General features: G+C 51.7%; 16 protein-coding genes. 7 read left to right on the forward strand and 9 right to left on the reverse strand.

Features of this window, described 5'->3' with window-relative positions; genetic code table 11:
• Nucleotide 1 precedes the first annotated feature (1 nt).
• The 4 genes from NSQ46_RS17375 to NSQ46_RS17390 all read right to left on the reverse strand — a co-directional run bounded on the left by NSQ46_RS17375 (nt 2) and on the right by NSQ46_RS17390 (nt 4,901).
• A complete protein-coding gene (locus NSQ46_RS17375; protein ID WP_342574149.1) occupies nt 2–2,110 on the reverse strand; it encodes a BglG family transcription antiterminator in 2,109 nt (702 codons plus the stop codon).
• Between the two features lie 243 nt (nt 2,111–2,353).
• Complete coding sequence (locus tag NSQ46_RS17380; protein WP_040738708.1) at nt 2,354–2,794, reverse strand: DUF4652 domain-containing protein; 441 nt, start codon at nt 2,792–2,794, stop codon at nt 2,354–2,356.
• A gap of 223 nt (nt 2,795–3,017) precedes the next feature.
• Complete coding sequence (locus NSQ46_RS17385) at nt 3,018–3,428, reverse strand: VOC family protein (RefSeq protein ID WP_050954036.1); 411 nt, start codon at nt 3,426–3,428, stop codon at nt 3,018–3,020.
• 108 nt (nt 3,429–3,536) lie between these two features.
• On the reverse strand, nt 3,537–4,901 hold the full coding sequence (locus NSQ46_RS17390) for a helix-turn-helix domain-containing protein (protein ID WP_007130307.1): 1,365 nt from the start codon (nt 4,899–4,901) through the stop codon (nt 3,537–3,539).
• A gap of 235 nt (nt 4,902–5,136) precedes the next feature.
• On the opposite strand from NSQ46_RS17390, the gene NSQ46_RS17395 reads away from it, so the two are divergent.
• Nucleotides 5,137–5,334 carry a DinB family protein gene (locus tag NSQ46_RS17395; protein WP_342577007.1) on the forward strand — a complete coding sequence of 66 codons (198 nt, stop codon included), beginning with the start codon at nt 5,137–5,139 and terminating at the stop codon, nt 5,332–5,334.
• Between the two features lie 42 nt (nt 5,335–5,376).
• A complete protein-coding gene (locus NSQ46_RS17400) occupies nt 5,377–6,738 on the forward strand; it encodes a PD40 domain-containing protein (RefSeq protein ID WP_007130309.1) in 1,362 nt (453 codons plus the stop codon).
• Nucleotides 6,739–6,756: 18 nt separating this feature from the next.
• Here NSQ46_RS17400 and NSQ46_RS17405 read toward each other — a convergent pair whose 3' ends face one another.
• A complete protein-coding gene (locus NSQ46_RS17405) occupies nt 6,757–7,317 on the reverse strand; it encodes a pyridoxamine 5'-phosphate oxidase family protein (RefSeq protein ID WP_007130310.1) in 561 nt (186 codons plus the stop codon).
• A gap of 353 nt (nt 7,318–7,670) precedes the next feature.
• A complete protein-coding gene (locus tag NSQ46_RS17410) occupies nt 7,671–9,407 on the reverse strand; it encodes an ABC transporter ATP-binding protein (RefSeq protein ID WP_007130311.1) in 1,737 nt (578 codons plus the stop codon).
• Nucleotides 9,408–9,924: 517 nt separating this feature from the next.
• Here NSQ46_RS17410 and NSQ46_RS17415 point away from each other — a divergent pair.
• Nucleotides 9,925–10,743: a TerC family protein gene (locus NSQ46_RS17415; protein WP_007130312.1), complete on the forward strand. Its 819-nt coding sequence runs from the start codon at nt 9,925–9,927 to the stop codon at nt 10,741–10,743.
• Between the two features lie 210 nt (nt 10,744–10,953).
• Entirely contained in the window at nt 10,954–11,661 is a 708-nt protein-coding gene (locus NSQ46_RS17420; RefSeq protein WP_007130313.1) for a DUF421 domain-containing protein, read from the forward strand.
• A gap of 50 nt (nt 11,662–11,711) precedes the next feature.
• Here NSQ46_RS17420 and NSQ46_RS17425 read toward each other — a convergent pair whose 3' ends face one another.
• Entirely contained in the window at nt 11,712–12,884 is a 1,173-nt protein-coding gene (locus NSQ46_RS17425; RefSeq protein ID WP_341341816.1) for a GNAT family N-acetyltransferase, read from the reverse strand.
• A gap of 267 nt (nt 12,885–13,151) precedes the next feature.
• Here NSQ46_RS17425 and NSQ46_RS17430 point away from each other — a divergent pair, with 267 nt between their 5' ends.
• On the forward strand, nt 13,152–13,694 hold the full coding sequence (locus NSQ46_RS17430) for an NADPH-dependent FMN reductase (RefSeq protein WP_007130315.1): 543 nt from the start codon (nt 13,152–13,154) through the stop codon (nt 13,692–13,694).
• Between the two features lie 113 nt (nt 13,695–13,807).
• Here the strand turns inward: NSQ46_RS17430 and NSQ46_RS17435 are convergent, their stop codons facing one another.
• A complete protein-coding gene (locus tag NSQ46_RS17435) occupies nt 13,808–14,509 on the reverse strand; it encodes a helix-turn-helix domain-containing protein (RefSeq protein WP_342574158.1) in 702 nt (233 codons plus the stop codon).
• Between the two features lie 99 nt (nt 14,510–14,608).
• On the opposite strand from NSQ46_RS17435, the gene NSQ46_RS17440 reads away from it, so the two are divergent.
• Nucleotides 14,609–15,229: a flavin reductase family protein gene (locus tag NSQ46_RS17440; RefSeq protein ID WP_341341814.1), complete on the forward strand. Its 621-nt coding sequence runs from the start codon at nt 14,609–14,611 to the stop codon at nt 15,227–15,229.
• Between the two features lie 187 nt (nt 15,230–15,416).
• On the opposite strand, the gene NSQ46_RS17445 is transcribed toward NSQ46_RS17440, so the two are convergent.
• A complete protein-coding gene (locus tag NSQ46_RS17445; RefSeq protein ID WP_342574160.1) occupies nt 15,417–15,926 on the reverse strand; it encodes a GyrI-like domain-containing protein in 510 nt (169 codons plus the stop codon).
• A 246-nt stretch (nt 15,927–16,172) separates the two neighbouring features.
• Between NSQ46_RS17445 and NSQ46_RS17450 the strand changes: the two genes are divergently transcribed.
• Nucleotides 16,173–17,435 carry a cytochrome P450 gene (locus NSQ46_RS17450; RefSeq protein ID WP_213616857.1) on the forward strand — a complete coding sequence of 421 codons (1,263 nt, stop codon included), beginning with the start codon at nt 16,173–16,175 and terminating at the stop codon, nt 17,433–17,435.
• Nucleotides 17,436–17,528: the final 93 nt, after the last annotated feature.

Raw genomic sequence — 17,528 nt, forward strand, 5'->3', positions numbered from 1 at the left:
TTCATTCTTCTGAGGTCGTCGAATACTTGCGGATGAGCTGCAGCACATCCTCTTTGCTGTCCGCTTGTCCCATCAAAATGCGGTTGCCGTCGTCTCTAAGCAGATGCGTTAGCTGCGACAATGCCTTCAGATGCGACTCGCCGTCCGCGCTCACCATGACGAACAGTCCGTGAACCAAATGCCTGGATTCATCGCTGAAGGGCACGCCGCTGCGGATGCTGATCAACGCCATCGCATGACGGAAGGCTCCATCCTCCGGCTTCGCATGGGCAATGGCGATTCCTGGTGCAGTGACGATGTACGGTCCGTACCGCTCGACGTTATCGATCATCGCCTGAACGTACTGCGTCTGGATACACCCTTCTTTCACCAGCGGATCGGCGGCTGTACGAATCGCGCTTCGCCAATCGGAAACGCTGTCGAGTATTTGTATTCGCGATGCAGGCAGCAGCTCCGCAAGCGTTGGTTTGTAGTCTGCGGGTGCGATGCTTTTCGCCGCCGTCAGATACCGCTGAATCTCTTCCAGCAGCAGCGCTTTGTCGGGAATCTCGACATGCTTTCCTACCAGATCGACGATGGCCTGCGCGGAAGGTCCGGGCAGCGGTCCGCCGTTCCCTTTAATGTAAGGGGTCAGCTGATTCAGCAAGTGAACCTTCTCGGTATCGTTCAGAACCGCCGGAACGGTAAATACGGGAACCTTGCTGCCATGAAGCGGGACTGTGGAAAAGACGAAATCAACGCTTCGTTCAAACGTCTCGTATTGCCGCAGCGACAGGATCGCAACCAAATCAACGGACGGGAGCAGCTGCTCGATCTGAACCTTGAGCAGCCGGGAAGCGGATATGCCGTTAACGCATACGATGACCGCTGTCTTCCGGGGCGACAATACGATGTCTTGACTGCGTATCCAGCCGCCGAAATGCATCGTCAGATATGAGATTTCATGCTCGCTCAGCGGACGGCCCAGCAGCCCTTCCAATGGCTGAGCCGATTGCTTCGTCAGCTCGAATATCTCCCGGTATTTCACCATGATCGTCTCCGCCAACGGATTATCTGCCGGGATCCCGTACTTTGCACGGTAATATAATGACTTCACATGAAGCACGAGCGGCTTCTCAAGCTCCGCCCGGTTGCGGAAATGAACGCAGCCCTGATGCTCAAAGGCCTCGATCATCCGTCGAACCGCTTCCCGGACCCGCCTCGCTTCCTGGCTGTCCGGTTCGACCTCGAGCTTGTTCACTTTGCCCGTCAGCAGCTGGATCGTAATATAACACACCTCATCTTCCGGCAAATCCGCTCCTGCCAATGACCCCAGGCGTCCCGCGATTTCCTGAGCCGCCCGGTATTGCGGGACCTGCAGCAGCGCCGATTTCTCCTCGTCATCCAGCTCGACTGGGTGCCCTTGGAGAAATCTGCTCGTGTACAGGATTAACCGGGACGCCAGATGGGCAATGGTCTCATCGGACAATTCCATACCGATCAAGCGTTCGCCGGATGCGATCATGTCATATACCGCGGACCACTGCTCTGTTTCCAGCATCATCGCAGATGCGCGGAACAGTTCCTCCGTCATCAGCTGCTCGATTCGAACTCGAATCCTTTCGGTGCTGACGGAGGGAAGCAAATCATTCAAAAAGGAGGATATCGCAGCTCTTACATCCTTCTCGTTCCCCTGCACGGTATAGCCCCGTTTGCGTTCATAAACGATCTGTAAGCAAAAACGTCTCAACTCGCTGCGAAGCTCCTTCAGCTCCGAATGGGCGGTGCCCCGGCTGACCTGCAGCAGCTCCTCCATATGATGCAGATACATCGGCTCGCTGCGGCTGATCAAGTGCAGGCCGAGCCATGCCTTGCGTTCCTCGCGGGAAAGATAGTAGTGGGTCGCCGGAACGTCTTTCATCCGTTTCGGCAGCTCCGACCGCGTTTTCTGAGGCAGCAGGTACCCGGTTTCCCGAACGTATGCGACCGGCGGCAGCTGCTGAAAGCGCAGCCATCCGTTGATTTTATCCATATCGTAATAAACCGTTCGTTTGGAGATGTTGAAGGTATCCATCATTTCCTGGATCGGAACGTAGTCGGCCGTTTTCTGCAGAAGCTCCAGGATCGACATGCTGCGTTCATCAAGAATGGTGACCCCTCCTTTCTTATTGCGGGTATCCCTGCTTGCAATGAATTATACGTTAGCAGCGAGGCATGACAACAGCGCAAACCTCGTACGGTTTCGTGTGCAAAATTATACGGATCCCCATATTCGGCTTTTGGGAAGTCCAGCATAACATGCGTTAAGGCCGGCATCAAAAAAAGAACCTGCGGGATAAAATGCCTGCGAGGTCCTTTCGCTATTTATATTGGATTATTCCAGAAATTTACTAACTGGGAAATTGACGTTTTGAGTACCCGTAATCTCCATAAAATTATTGTCATAGGTTTCGATCTTTAATTGGATCAAGGCTTCTTGCAGGGTAATCGAGGCGATATGCTGCGTTTCTTGAACTGCATATTTCTCCTGCATATTTTCGCTATTCAACGAATAGACAAAAAGCTGCCTTGTGGAAGGAATGGTTCCATATTTATTGCCCGTGGAGATCAGCAGATGTGCGTCATCCAGCCAATACACTCTTTTCGGCGAAAGATCAGAAGGAAAGTCATCCGATGACAATATTTTGTTCGTATTGTTCCGGGTATGATCGTACAGCCAAATTTCGCCCGACAATTCGAATTCGAACGGAGCGATAAAAGCTAATTTGAGTCCATCCGGCGAAACCATCGGTTTGGATGGAAAAGCGCTGGCCAATATGATTTACCACATTATAAACGGGTACGGCTCGTCAGAGGTTACGAGAAGATGAGGTTTCGGTATCGAAAGTGCAAACAATGGCATGTAGCAATTCTCTCGCCGTCCTGAACAAGCCGCTGGTCGGCAATGTGATTGCTGTTCTGCATATGCCGAATAAGCCGGCGGTATCCGCCGGCTTTATTCATCTTTGATGGGATCTTCTTGTGTGGACGAAATCTTATTATTCTTTGCAGATCATCAGCTTGTTTCCATCCGGATCCTTGACTACGAACCAGTGGTCGTGCTCGATCTCCGTTACGATTTCTGCGCCCAGCTCCTTCATGTACGTATAAGCTCCTTGCAAGTCTTGCGTCAGGAGCATGAAGGCAGGCGTCTCGATATGCGGCGCTCCCTCTTCCCGACCGCCACTCCACATTGGCATCGTATCCAGGATAATCCCGGTCCCCTCCATCGGCAGCGGACATAAATGACCGTTCAGGATCGAACATTCCTCTTCATTTAATCCAAGCATGCGGCAGTACCAGGCACGGGATCGTTCGATATCGCGGACCGGCACGAAAATGCTCCCTACTTTATTCATGATCGGGCTGGCGGATGACAGTCCATCCGCTTCTTTCCGAGATCCGTTCATACTAGTTCCTCCGTTCAGCAATTTCATCACTCGAGGTGCCTTGAAGGGGCGGTATCCTTCGGGCATTTCCTGTTCTTTTCTCCTCAGCGGATTCATAGTCGTCTCTCCTTATCCATGTGATCGGGTTATCGGCACGCAGCAGAACGCATACGATCGGAAGCGAGAACTAGAGAGCTGCGTAGATCCGTTCGATTGAGGCAGATAACGAATGAGCCAAGATCGGCCAGCGTCTGGACTATAGTCTGCCGAGGCCTCCAACCAGCGATTCAAGACCGCCAGCACACCAGTCATCGTACCGCCCGCCTCTGAAGCCAAGCATGCGTATAAGCCCCCATCAAGCCGGGTAAGCCTACCGTTATCCGCTGGTGATCGCCTGTATCCTTGCGGGAGAGCTATGAAGACTTCGCAAGCGGATGGTTCATCATCTGTCGTAGCTTTCCGCCAGCTCATAAACACTGCGAAGCCGTCATCCCCGTCCCATCCGCTGCTCTTCAACCACTCGATCGCAGCCTGGTCGGCACGTATTATCGACCCGGACCCTTCGGCCCGAAACGCCAAGACGTCGACCGGCTTGAGCTCAACGATTTCTATGGGTTGTGTCTTCCGGCTGCGTACCACCGGGAGATAAAGATGCACCTGCATGATCTGATCTCCCTTGAACACAAATTGTTCAAAAAGCCGGTCCGAGGCTGGTTCGAACCGGCTCCCCGGAAGCCAGCCGGAATAGAGCCTGTTCCAGTCCTCGACAATCTGCTCAGCCGACAAAGCACGGGCTCTGCAGCTGGCAAACACCCCACCCTGAAGATCAACGGGCTTTAGCTCCGGATGAACGATGCCTCCCGGACCGAACGGGATATCAGGAGCAAGCAGCTGATACCCAAACAAAGGCCTCCCCTCGTCAAGATCGACGTTCCAGCCGAATACACTCATGTCACAAAGCTCCTGTCCCCTTGCGGCCAAGCATGCGCGAAAACGTTTCAGGGCATCTTCTTCCAGTCCATCCTCTCGCTCCGAAACATGCAAGTATCCGATTCCTTTCCGCGGCGGTAGCCGGACAATTCGGATATCCGAATGCGCATGCTGGCCGAACACCTGCTTCTCATGGGAGGTGCCGCTATCTTCGAGCGGGAGGCGTTCGAAGCTGAAGAAGGATTCCGCGTCCCGATATTCGGTCGGTGTCAGTCCCGTGTATCGCTTGAATGCCTTCAAGAAAGCTCGATAGGTCTCGAAACCGCATCGGATTGCGATATCCATTGCCCCCAAGTCGGTTGTACGCAGCAAGCCGGCAGCCTCGCTGGTTCTGCGTTTGCGTATGTATTCTTTGACCGGATGGCCGGTCAAGCTGTAGAACACCCGGTACAGGTGGGCTACCGAGACCCCAGCCGTCTTGGCGATATCGGACAGATCCAGGGGCTCGTCAAGAAACTCCTCCATATAATCCATGGCTCGCCTGACAATGTTGCTTGTATGCATGCTGCTTATCTCCCCGCTTGCAACGTTGATAATCATGATCTTTTGAAACTATGATAGCAAACTTAGCTGCGATGCGACTGAACAATTTTCTCATTTTTAGAATCTCTTCGGGAAAGGAAATGCGGAGCTGGTATTGAAAATGCATAAGATGATTGCGAATAGATAAGGGTCCCCACCGATGAAAAAACGGCACGAGATTTTATTCAAACAGTTAGAGAGCTGTCGCAGCACGGTTATGGACGCACTGAGGGATGTTACGGATGAGGAAGCCGATCTAGTCCCTTCGGGTTTCAATAACAATATACGGTGGAATGCAGGCCATATCTTTCTCGATCAATACCTGTGGATCCAGGTGCTCACTAAAGAAAAAATGGATCCGCATGAAATAAAATGCGCAACCGAGGCTTCCGATTCGCCTATTTCGGACGAATGAATACACTATAGGATCATCGTTCACGAAAGGTGGTCCCTAGGGATGAATAACATGGAAGATGCAATTCTATTTACGGCAGCTTCTGGGAGCACGGCTTACGACATCTGGATGTACCGGCTTGCAGACGGCCGCATATTCAGGCTGACCGAGAATCTGGGCGAAGCGCATTCCATTCCATACTGGTCGCCGGACACCCGCTTTGTATCCTTCATCGGCCGTAACGGTATTGTGTTTGTGTTGGATATGCAGGACGGCAACCTGGCCCGCATCGATCAGATCGAGCCCTATACGCTGCTGAGCTGGTCGCCGGACAGCAGGTATTTGACCTACGTAAAGGGCAGCCGGATCGTCATCTACGACATTCGCTTACATGTCAGCACTGCGATCGTTCACGAGGGGGCCGCCGATGTCCAGTGGTTTCCTTCCGGGGAAGCGCTCCTCTATGCCGCCCCGGATGAAATGGGAAACGTGCAGCTATTCCGAACCGACATAGCTGGCACAGACAGGGTTCAATTAACGCAGAATACCGAAGGTCCGCTTCACGACGTCAGGATTTCCCCTGACGGGCAGTTTGCGCTCTATACATCGCCGGGAGTCAGCATATCCTTGATATCGGTTGTCAACCTGGCAACGGGCGAGCGCCGTCAGCTCGAAGGCGGTCCGCAGGCCAAAAACTATTATCCCGCATGGTCGCCGGACTCCTCTCTAATCTCGTATAGTGCGACGGATTTGATTCAGAATCAGTATATTTCTTACATCCAGACCGATGCTCGGAATGGGGGGCAGCAGCGAACTCTGGCGATCTCAAGCTGCTTCGCAACGCCGGTAAGCTGGTCGCCGGACGGCAGTCGCATCGCTTATTTATCGGGCTGCGGCGAACAAGAGCCTGCATCTCAAATTTGGATCGTGGATACAGCAGCCTCCTTACCACCTGTTAAAATCGTTGATGCAGGACGAATTACGGCTTTAGCGTGGTCACCGCCAAGACCGGCTATCCATCCGTACCGCTTATATCGCAATTCAGCGTACAACGTATCATTCTACTACCCAATGAATTGGGTGCGGGTGACCGATGAGCGATACGAAGGCCCGGACGGTTTTTTCCAAATATCCGCCATCATGTCCGAAGCGGACATCCACGAAGTGTGCAGATCGGAGGCATTTCATCCCTTAAGACCCTATGGCAGCAATCCGAGGATCATCCCGGCCGTCATTCAGTCTCAAGCTGCCTGCTATATATTCCCTTCCGCAGATCAGCCCGCCGAAATGGGGAACCAGTCCGCACTGATCGTTAAATATCCGGAGCCGGTTGTTATTCAAGGCAGCTCTTATCCTTATTTTATTTTATGGGCGGATCGAGGCCACATCCTTCAGCTCAGCCGGACGCTCAAGTTCATTCGTTAAATAAAAAACTCCCTAGTTCTACTTACCGATTCTCCTTCCCAGAGGGGTTGGCAATCCGTCGATGGTATGCATGTTTTTCTCCTGCCAATAACTCGCGAGCCCCTCTTCCCCTTTATGCTCCGCCCATCGCTGGAGTGTGTCCCGTTCCTTCTCATAAGTCATGAAAGGCACGGCATAACCGCATGAAGTCTGTACCTTGTGCACGTCAACGACAATAATTTGCCTCGCGCCGGCAATTGGCTCGAAGCGGCTGTACAGCTCTTCCCATCGCTCGTCTCCAGGCAGCAGAACCGTTCCGGTCCCATAGAGGCGCAAAATGTTAGGAGGGCCTTCAAACGCGCAGAACATAACCGTAATCCGGCCATTCTCCACAATATGAGCGCTTGTCTCATTCCCGCTCCCGGTCAGATCCAGGTATGCAACTTGATTCTCGGACAGGATGCGAAAGGTATCATACCCCTTCGGCGACAGATTCACATGCCCATCAGGCGACGATGCCGCAGTCCCGACAAAAAACAGATGCTGTTTCCGGATAAACGCCATATGCTCCGGGAGCATGGACGGAAATTGTTTCCCCATTTCAATAGGCCTCCTCTTATAGATTGGCATCACGCCCAAAGCCGCCCTGCCACCCATACTAATAAAATACGGCAGTGTATACAGGCATGTTCAGCCCTTATCGCTGCGGCAATGTTTACGCTATAGAGCGTACTTCGAATAAATTATGTACATTGTACTCGATGAAGGAAGACAAATAAACCATATTTTGGCCCCCGAGGAATAGCGATCCAATGTCCTGTCAGATGGAACAGGAAGAAAGCCTGCTTTCGCAGGCTTTCCATGAAAATCGCGCCGGCAACCGGTTAACAGCATGCCAACGCACCGCGATGGTGTTTTTTTCAAGCCCCTGCCTTGCATGCCTTAACTGATCCTCAAACGCGCAGCTGCATTTCATATAAATGGGCGTATCGCCCTTTCTTCCCGATCAGCTCTTCGTGCGTTCCCTGCTCCTCAATTCCGTCATCGGATAGGACGATAATCCGCTGCGCGTTGCGGACGGTCGACAGACGATGGGCAATGACGATTGTTGTCCGGTTCTCGCTCAGCTGTTCCAGCGATTGCTGGACTGCCCGCTCGCTCTCGTTATCCAATGAGCTTGTCGCTTCGTCGAAAATGATAATCGGCGGATTCTTCAAAAACACACGCGCAATGCTGAGCCGCTGCTTCTGTCCGCCCGACAATTTGACGCCGCGTTGACCGATATCCGTGTCATACCCGCCGGGCAATGCCATGATGAAATCATGGGCATTCGCCCTTTTTGCCGCCTCCACGATCTCCTCCATGCTTGCCTCCATGTTCCCATACCGAATATTGTCTGCAACCGTTCCGGAGAACAAATATACATCCTGTTGAACGATGCCAATGCTTCTCCGAAGCGAGCGCAGCGTAACATCGCGGATGGGGATGCCGTCAATGAGAATGCTGCCTTCGCTCGTTTCATAGAATCTTGGGATCAAGGAGCAGAAGGTGGTTTTGCCGACCCCGGACGGCCCGACAAGGGCAATATACTCCCCGGGTTTGATGTGGAGCGACACATGTTTAAGGACCTCGCCGTAATCCTCCTTATACTTAAAGCTTACATTCCGGAATTCCACGCTGCCGCGCACATGGGCCAGTTCAATGGCATCAGGGGCGTCCACGATGTCCGGCTCGACCTCCAGAATCTCCATAAACCGGTCGAATCCGGTGATGCCCTCCTGGTATAACCTCGCAAAATTTACCAGCCGCTGTATCGGTTCAATCAGGATGCCGATGCACAGGAAAAAGGTCAGCAGGTCCGCAAGCTCAAGCGAAGCATCCACGATCGCCGCACCGCCGAAGACGATCACTGCAATGGTGATCAGCTGCGTAAACCCGACCAAGCCTTCATGAAAATAAGTCTCGCTCTTATACCCTTCTCTCCTGCTGTCGACAAAGCGGCGGTTCTCGTATTCGAACTTCTCCTTCTCCACCTGCTCGTTCGAAAACGACTTCACGACCCGGATGCCGGACAAGGAATCCTCTACTTGGGCATTGATGTCCCCGATCCGGTCCTTGCTGACCCGGAGCGCCTTGTTCATTCTCTTATTGAAATAGAACGCGAACACGGCCATCACCGGAAAGAACATAAAAACGATGAATGTAAGCTTTACGTCAATATACATCAAAATGATGAAGGCACCGGTAAATTTCAGCACGGATATCGCCAGGTCCTCCGGACCGTGATGATACAATTCGGTCAGTGAAAGGATGTCATTGGTGGCACGGGTCATCAGCTGCCCGGTTTTATGCTCGTCGTAAAAGCTGAACGAAAGCTTCTGGAAATGGTCAAACAATTCACTTCTCATGTCCCGTTCCATGTAAGCGCCCATCATATGCCCTTTATAGGAGATGAACATATCGCACAGGGTGTGGATGATCACCATACCCAGCATGACCACCCCCATCAAGTAGATCTGACTGAGCGCATCCGGCCTTTGTTCCTCCAGGACATTGATCGTAATATACCTTACGCATAACGGCAGCAGGAGCGTAATGGCCGATACGATGAATGCGCAGGCCAAATCAGCCGCGAGCAGCCCGATATACGGCTTGTAATACGACAAGAATTTTCTCGTTCGGGAATTCAAATAGGATCTCCTCCGCGTTGGAGGGTTAGATTGTCATACCCCTCCTGCTTTTTTTGATGGTGGCGTATCCTGTTCTTCTCATTTTCAACACCCTTCCTGTTTATGGTTATTAACATCATACGCCGAATTTGGCCGACGCATATATGTAACAAATATTTATATTTGAATAATCCCGTGATTCAAGGGAACGTCCCTATCTTTCAACCGATCGATTCTTTTAGCTTCGGACATATTCTATAAAAAATTTCTTGACTTCCCGCTTCGAATTTTATATCTTTATATCACGGCTTAGCTGATCCAAATGTTTGCTAAGCATGAACGTGATTAAAGGGGAGTAGCTGCTACAACAAAGTCGTCAGTTCGAGATTATTCTCCGGCTTTGTTGGCAACGATTCGTTGTTAGCGAGACCTTTACCACACAGACACTGTGGTGAAGGTCTCTTTTTGTGTGTTTGAGACCTTCACCTGCGGTGAAGGTTTTTTTTATGCTCGTCAATAAGTCTTAGGAGGATGTGGAATGGAGCTATTATTAGAGTACGGATGGGTGCTGCTTGTGCTCGTTGCGCTCGAAGGACTGCTGGCGGCGGATAACGCGCTGGTCCTGGCGATCATGGTCAAGCATCTGCCTGAAGCTCAGCGCAAAAAGGCGCTCTTTTACGGCTTGCTCGGTGCGTTTGTGTTCCGTCTCGGATCGCTGTTTGTCATCTCGTTCTTGGTGGACGTATGGCAGGTACAGGCAATCGGTGCCCTCTACCTTCTGTACATTTCGATCAATCACACCCTGAAGCACTTCATTAAAGGCAAGAAGCCAACCGAGGACGCGGAACCGAAGCCGGAGAAACCGAAGAAACAATCCGGCTTCTGGATGACCGTATTCAAGGTCGAGGTAGCCGACATTGCCTTTGCCGTGGACTCGATTCTCGCAGCGGTTGCCCTTGCGGTCGCGCTTCCGCCGAGCGGCATCCCGAATATCGGAGGCCTGGATGGAGGACAATTCATCGTTATCTTCCTTGGCGGATTCATCGGTCTGATCATTATGCGTTTTGCAGCGTCCTATTTCGTTAAGCTGCTGCAGCAGCGCCCTGGACTTGAAGTTGCGGCGTTTATTATTGTCGGTTGGGTCGGTATCAAGCTCGCCGTGATTACCTTGGCGCATCCGGATGTTGCAATCATTAATCATCATTTCCCTGAGAATCCGATCTGGAAAGCGATCTTCTATGTCGTTCTTGTCCTGATTGCGCTCATTGGGTGGTTCACCTCCTCGAAGCGGGAAGTCAGCAGTGACCAGAATGCCGTTAAAGAAGTGGAAGAGCAGCAGCCGGGAAATTCCTTCTGATCATTCAAGCTCCATACAGCAAATTAATAATGAAACGGCCTGTCATCCGGAATAGAACCGGTTGTTGACAGGCCGTTTTTATATGACAGTATACAGGCAGTCCCCTTTACGCGGCAAAGCCATGCCAGCCTACTTGTTTACGGGGCTCGCTTCCCGTTTAATACATTAGCAAATTCGATTCCTTCATCCCAAGCTTAGGAGGCTTTAGCCATGGACATGTTTATAGATTTGAGTATGAAACTGGTGATCAGCTTCTTCGGGTTATGGGTCATCACGTTCATTACAGGACGGAAAACGCTCAGTCAGCTAACGCCGCTTGATTTCCTGTCTTCCTTAATATTAAGCGAAATCGTAGGCAACACCTTGTACGACGACGGCGTTCACATTACGCACTTGTTATTCGCGCTGACGCTATGGACCTCGCTTTCCTACCTCTTCGAGAAGGCAACGACGCATTTCGTAAAGTTCGGTTATTTAACGGAAGGCCGGGCCGTTCTGCTCATCGACAATGGGAGACTGAACCAGAAGTGGCTCGACAAATACGATATTGAATACAAGCAGCTATTATCCATGCTTCGGCGGCAAAACATTTTCTCGCTCCAGGAGGTTAAATTTGCGATTCTGGAAACGGACGGCTCGTTGTCTGTCATGAAGAAGCCTGAATTCGAGCCTCCTTCCGCCAAGGACCTAGGCGTTTCGTCCGGGCCTGACGCCTTCACCGTAACGGTGATCGATAAAGGTAAGATCCTGGAGGAATCCATGCTGGGCCGGAGGATCGATCCCGAGCTCGTGAAGAGAAAAGCACGGGAACAAGGCTTCGAGCGCATGGATGACATCGCCTACGCCGAGTACGGCGATGACGGAGAACTCCGCATCTACTCCAAGCATGAAGTCCGGAATGGACGCCGTGACGGGTGATAAACGTAAAAAAGCCGATCCCTTGGGATCAGGCTTTTTGTTACGGAATCTTAGAAAAAGTCCATCAGCAATGTCTGCCGAACAGGAACAACCGAATCCAGCTCTGCCGCCTTTTGCGTTTCCCCTTGAATGCGGCCGGCTTTGTGCAGGGTTTGCACCCTCTTATATCCCGTTAGAATAGCGCTTAACGCCTGAATGTCCAGGGTCAGGTCAGCTTCCGCACCTTCCTTCGTCTCCAGCAATTCTGCCTCTCCCCTGCCATCGATATTGACGGATAAGCGCCACACCCCGTCGTTCCAAGGAGCGGCGGCATCCTGCACCTTGAGCGTAATTCCAACCTCCACATCCCTCATAAACGGATACTCCTCCAGAAGTGATTTCAGATCGACGATCCGTGCCATGAAATATGGGACCGTCTCTTGCGATACCCGCGGGTCCGGAAGCAGGAATGGCAGCTCGTCGTCTACAGGAACCATCTTGAGGCTTACTTGCTCAATGCGCGAATCATGATTGGCGAAGAAGGTCCACAGGGCGCTGCGGGCTTCTTCATTCAGAAAGACAAACTCATCGCATGTCAGCTCCTTGTCCTTAAGCTGGTACAATGCATAGCCCTGAGGCTCCCCGTCAGCCGAATAATAGATCACATTGTGCCCGTCATCATCCAGAACGGATTGCTTCCACCACTCTTCAGTCCGAAGCAGCGTCCCGTTATACCCGCTTGCAAATGAGCGATAGACGGAATCAAGTGCCGGCAGATCCGCCGCATCGCGAACGATCCGTCCCGGCGACTCGGTCTTAGGCGGAAATTTATGTACAGGGATGACGTATTTCTTATACTCCGCATACAGCTCCCACCCAAATTTGCGATAAAAGGGGATGGAGAACGGATGCAGGAAGGAGACCGTCTGACCCGCGTTCTTCATTTCGTTCAAAGCATGCTTCAGAAGCCTTGAAACATGGCCCTGCCTGCGGTTCTCCGGCCATGTCGCAACTCCTGCGATGCCGCCCATGTCAAAAGCCTTGCCATGAAGATATGTTCGCAGCGGCAGAATGGTCAGCTTCGCCTGCAGGTCCGCCCCATAGAAAATTCCCCAGGTCTGCTCGGGTTTGAAGCGGCTTTTCCGCTCTTCTTTCTCCTCGGGTGTCAATGTGTATTGAAATGCATATTCACCTAATGATGTGCTGGCTTCGAACTCGTCCGTTTTCAACTGTCTGATCATCATGTTATCCACCTCGCAATTTCTGGTATGCGCCTCCCAAGGGTATCGACAAGATAAAGATCTTATCATAAGGGACAGCGGGTCCGATTACTCTACTATAGCATTTACATGGCAACGAGCTACAGACACAAACTCTCTTGATTTAAGGATAATTAACAAACTTTTTGTTAGCTACTTGACATTAATAACCGACTGAGTTTATGATTATCTCATGCAACCAGGACACCAACAAAGATAAAATACAATTTCAATAATCAGGAGGGAATTACAGTGTCGAAATTGAACATCGGTATTATTTTGGGCAGCACACGTCAAGGCCGCTTGAGCCCACAGGTAGGCGAATGGGTGAAGAGCATCGCCGATCAACGCGGGGACGCGAATTATGAGATCGTAGACATCGCCGACTACAAGCTTCCGCTGTTGGGTGAGGCCGATGCGTCCGAGCAGGCAGCCGCATGGAATGCAAAGCTTGCCAGCCTCGACGGATTCGTATTCATCGTGCAAGAGTATAACCACAGTATTACAGGCGCGCTGAAAAACGCCCTCGATTACGCACGCGAAGCTTGGAATAACAAAGCTGCGGGCATCGTAAGCTACGGCTCCGTCGGCGGTGCTCGCGCTGCCGAGCATCTGCGCGGCATTTTGGGCGAATTGTCCGTTGCGGACGTTCGCATTCACGCTGCGCTGTCCTTGTTCACGGATTTCGAGAACGGAACGGTGTTTAAGCCGGCCGACCTCCATCTCACGAACGTGAACGGCATGCTGGACCAAGTGCTCGCATGGAGCGGTGCTTTGAAAACCCTGCGTCAATAATCGTTATAAGGGACTGCTGCGACATCATGGTGATGATGGCGTGCAGTCCTTTTTTATTTTTCCGGCTTACATAAGGAAATAAATAGCTGCAGAGAAGCTCATCTCAAACGGAATTAACGGCCCTCAACATCGATCCCGAAGGTTGCCTTGAAGCCCTTCTTCCCCTTCTCCGTGACGCGCACGGCCCGTGTTTTTGGCAAACGTTCGATCCATTTCAATTCGAGCAGCTTCTCAAGCAAAACGCTTCCCAGCGATCCCGCCAGATGATGGCGTCTTTCGCTCCAATCCAGGCATTTATGCGAGAAGGAACGGCGCTTTGCTCTCGCCCGGTCCAGATCCAAGCGGAAATCCCTAAAGAAGGCTTCCCCTGCAGCGGTTACCTCAAATTGCTTATGGTTTTCGTCAAGAACTCCCATCTCCAATAAGGAAGTCGTCAGCTGGATTCCCAGCTTCCCCGCTAAATGATCGTAACAGGTCCTTGCGGAACGAATCGCCCGGTCTTCGTCAGCTTGCCTGAGCGATTTGATTTCCACCGGGGGCGCGATTGACAATAAGGACTCCAGCATCCGTGCGACCTCCGGGTCCCGGATGCCATAATATCGATGCCTCCCCTGCTGTTCAACGCTGACGATGCCCGCATCCGTCATTTTAGACAGATGGAAGCTCGCCGTTTGCGGTTTGATTTCCGCCATATAAGCCAGCTCGCTTGCCGGGTGAAAGCGGCCGTCGAGCATCGCGGTGAGCATGGCCGCACGCGACCCCTCGCTAACAAGCGATGCAACGATCGCCAGATTGGCGTTTGCCTGTGCCTTCATTTCATTTCTCCTCCCATGTCATCCATATTTCGATGATAATCGAAACATCCCTGGACTACAATGATTCTGGAAGAACGAAATGAATCAGGAGGAGAAACCATGCACACATCTGCAGAAAAACCGCTTATCAAGACCATTCATCCAAGCATCCTCTACTATGGTACACCCGTTATTCTTCTAACAACATTGAATGAGGACGATAGCATGAACATTTCACCTTTGTCTTCATCATGGGCGCTAGGACACTCCATCGTGCTAGGCATCGGGCTTGGGGGAAAAGCGATCGAGAACCTTAAGAATCGCCCGGAATGCGTGATTAACGTACCGGATCCTTCACTATGGGAGCAGGTTGAGAAGCTTGCTCCGTATACCGGTAAAGATCCCGTACCGGACTTCAAGCTTCGAAACGGATTCCGGCACGAAAAAGATAAGTATGGCATCGCCGGGTTGACCCCAGTCCCCTCCCTGTCGGTCACGCCTGCACGTATTCTGGAATGTCCGATACAAATTGAGGCCCGCGTCAGCAACATCCACAGCCCTGCCAATGCTTCATTATTTGCCATTGTTGAAACGGAAGCAATCCATGTGCACGCCCACGAAGATATCGTACGTGACGAGAACCACATTGATCCAAATCAATGGAGTCCGCTCATTTATAATTTTCGGCACTATTTTGGTCTTGGCGATCGGCTTGGAAAGACGTTTCGTGCGGAGACCTAAAGCGAAAGATCTACCGATGGCTGTCCTTCCAAAGCGAGGTCCCCATCCTATATGCAGCGTTCTACTTGTAGAGATCCTCTAATCAAATATGAGCGAGCCCGCTCCTGACTAGGATGCGGGCTGGTTTATATTCTTCGATGACAGGCCTTATAGTCCAAAAGGCCCGTTATGTATCAATCATACGATATTAACGAATATACGCCCCATAATCCAAAATAACCTTTCCCTTGTCATCCGGCGAAGCAAAGCGCTGCGGGTGATACTTCTCGAAGAACCACGGATTTTCTTTAAGCTTCCAGCCTAGCTCGGCCAATTGGTCCATGCATTGATTGTGGGGGCCAATGCCGTACAGCTCCCCGCTATCATCAGATCCGTGCAGCCAGCAGATGCCTACGTCACTCTCCGCAATATCGGCATGCGCATAACCTTCCGGAACTTCGGTCTCAGAGGGAAACAGCATGCCAATCCAATATTCAAACTGTCCTCCCTCCATTCGCATCATTCCGTAAGAAACCCCTTCCGACTCCGGCAGGGGACCAAGGTTAACAAGCTCATCGAACCAACTGCTCGCGATCCATTCCCCCCACTTCTCCCCAAAGCTGCCTACAGCATCGCGGTCCCGATCTGTATATCGTTTGCCGATCAGCCGCAGCGCCGGCAAATGCTCCTGATAAACCTTAATGACTTCAGCCGCCATCTCTCCTAACAACCTCCTAATTTAGAATGGTCTCCCAATCCTTTATTTTTCGATGAAGCCATCTCCATTTCCTGCAATAGACATCCAACTTATACATTTTTGAACAGAGAAATCTCGCGGAATCAGGCAATCGGTTACTGGCGATCAAGTCCATGATTTATTCAAACAGCAGCTCGGCTGGTATTAAGGTAGTATTCGTTCACCAGCAATGATCGCTTCCCAATTTAAATCAGCAGGAGGTTTCATATGGAAACATCAAGACCGATTCCAAAAGAAGAAGGCATAGACAACAGCTTGAGCGTGCTCCGCGAAGGCTATCTCTACGTGACCAACCGGGCCATCGGCTTTCAATCCGACATTTTTGAAACACGGCTCTTAGGCGAACGCGCCATCTGTATGCGAGGCGAAGAGGCGGCCAAGCTTTTTTACGACGGGGAGAAATTTCAGCGGCATGGCGCGGCACCGAAGCGTGTGCTGAAGACCTTGTTCGGTGAAAACGGCGTGCAAACCCTTGACGGTGAGGAGCACCGGCACCGGAAAGCGATGTTTATGTCTATCATGAACCGTGATGGCCTTCTGGCTATGCGCGAGATCACTCGAAAGCAGTGGATGCTCGCTGTCGAACGCTTTGAGGAGCTGGAGCAGATTGTTATCTACGATGAAGCCAAGGAGCTTCTTTGCCGTGCTGCCTGTGAATGGGCCGGCATCCCCATTTCCGGGGAGGAGGTGAAGGAGAAGACGGAATGGCTCGGTGCCATGATTGAGTCCGCGGCTGCAATCGGCATCAAGCATCGGCGTGGAAGAATGGCCCGCTCGAAGGCAGAGCAGTGGCTGGAGGGCTTGGTGCTGGACGTGCGCGAAGGCCGAATGCATCCGGCGAACGGAACGGCCCTCTCCGTTTTTTCCAAGCATCGGGATCTGGCCGGTAATAGGCTCGACCCGAAGGTCGCAGCGGTCGAAATCCTGAATATCCTGCGTCCGATCGTAGCCGTTGCAGTCTACGTCTGCTTTACAGCACTTGCTGTCATTCAGCAGCCGGAAGAGCGCGAGAAGCTGATGTCCTCTGAGGAAGACAAGCTTCAGCGTTTTGTTCAAGAGGTTCGAAGATTCTATCCGTTCTTCCCCTTTGTCCCCGCCCGCGCAATCCGGGATTTTACGTGGAAGGGTTATGAATTTAACGAAGGTGTGCTGACGATCCTTGACCTGTACGGAACGAATCATCATCCAAAGCTATGGGACCAGCCCGAGCTGTTCAATCCCGATCGGTTCAAGGATTGGAACGGAAGCCCGTTCAGCTTTATTCCCCAAGGCGGTGGAGATCATGATGCCGGTCACCGCTGCGCCGGTGAATGGATTACGCTCGAGATCATGAAGGAAAGCGCGGATGTTCTGGCTAACTGGATTCGGTATGAAGTGCCTTTGCAGGACCTCAGCTTCCGTTTTCATGACATGCCGTCCCTGCCGCACAACCGCATCATCATCCGCAACGTGAAGCGTTTAAATTCGTAATCAAGAGTCTGGACGAAAAATCCTCCCAATCCGTATCCATGGTACAAAGCGCTGCACGATGTCGGAGTTGTTTAGGACAAATAACTCTTGTAC

This window comes from Paenibacillus sp. FSL M8-0142 (genome assembly GCF_038597315.1).
Classification (GTDB): Bacteria; Bacillota; Bacilli; order Paenibacillales; family Paenibacillaceae; genus Paenibacillus_AQ; species Paenibacillus_AQ lactis.

Coding starts and splice junctions, on each gene's coding strand:
- NSQ46_RS17375 (WP_342574149.1), bottom strand. CDS start 2,110: ATGTCGATCCTGGAGCTTCTGCAGAAAACGGCCGACTACGTTCCGATC.
- NSQ46_RS17385 (WP_050954036.1), bottom strand. CDS start 3,428: ATGAACGGATCTCGGAAAGAAGCGGATGGACTGTCATCCGCCAGCCCG.
- NSQ46_RS17390 (WP_007130307.1), bottom strand. CDS start 4,901: ATGCATACAAGCAACATTGTCAGGCGAGCCATGGATTATATGGAGGAG.
- NSQ46_RS17395 (WP_342577007.1), top strand. CDS start 5,137: ATGGACGCACTGAGGGATGTTACGGATGAGGAAGCCGATCTAGTCCCT.
- NSQ46_RS17400 (WP_007130309.1), top strand. CDS start 5,377: ATGAATAACATGGAAGATGCAATTCTATTTACGGCAGCTTCTGGGAGC.
- NSQ46_RS17405 (WP_007130310.1), bottom strand. CDS start 7,317: ATGGGGAAACAATTTCCGTCCATGCTCCCGGAGCATATGGCGTTTATC.
- NSQ46_RS17415 (WP_007130312.1), top strand. CDS start 9,925: ATGGAGCTATTATTAGAGTACGGATGGGTGCTGCTTGTGCTCGTTGCG.
- NSQ46_RS17420 (WP_007130313.1), top strand. CDS start 10,954: ATGGACATGTTTATAGATTTGAGTATGAAACTGGTGATCAGCTTCTTC.
- NSQ46_RS17425 (WP_341341816.1), bottom strand. CDS start 12,884: ATGATGATCAGACAGTTGAAAACGGACGAGTTCGAAGCCAGCACATCA.
- NSQ46_RS17435 (WP_342574158.1), bottom strand. CDS start 14,509: ATGAAGGCACAGGCAAACGCCAATCTGGCGATCGTTGCATCGCTTGTT.
- NSQ46_RS17440 (WP_341341814.1), top strand. CDS start 14,609: ATGCACACATCTGCAGAAAAACCGCTTATCAAGACCATTCATCCAAGC.
- NSQ46_RS17445 (WP_342574160.1), bottom strand. CDS start 15,926: ATGGCGGCTGAAGTCATTAAGGTTTATCAGGAGCATTTGCCGGCGCTG.
- NSQ46_RS17450 (WP_213616857.1), top strand. CDS start 16,173: ATGGAAACATCAAGACCGATTCCAAAAGAAGAAGGCATAGACAACAGC.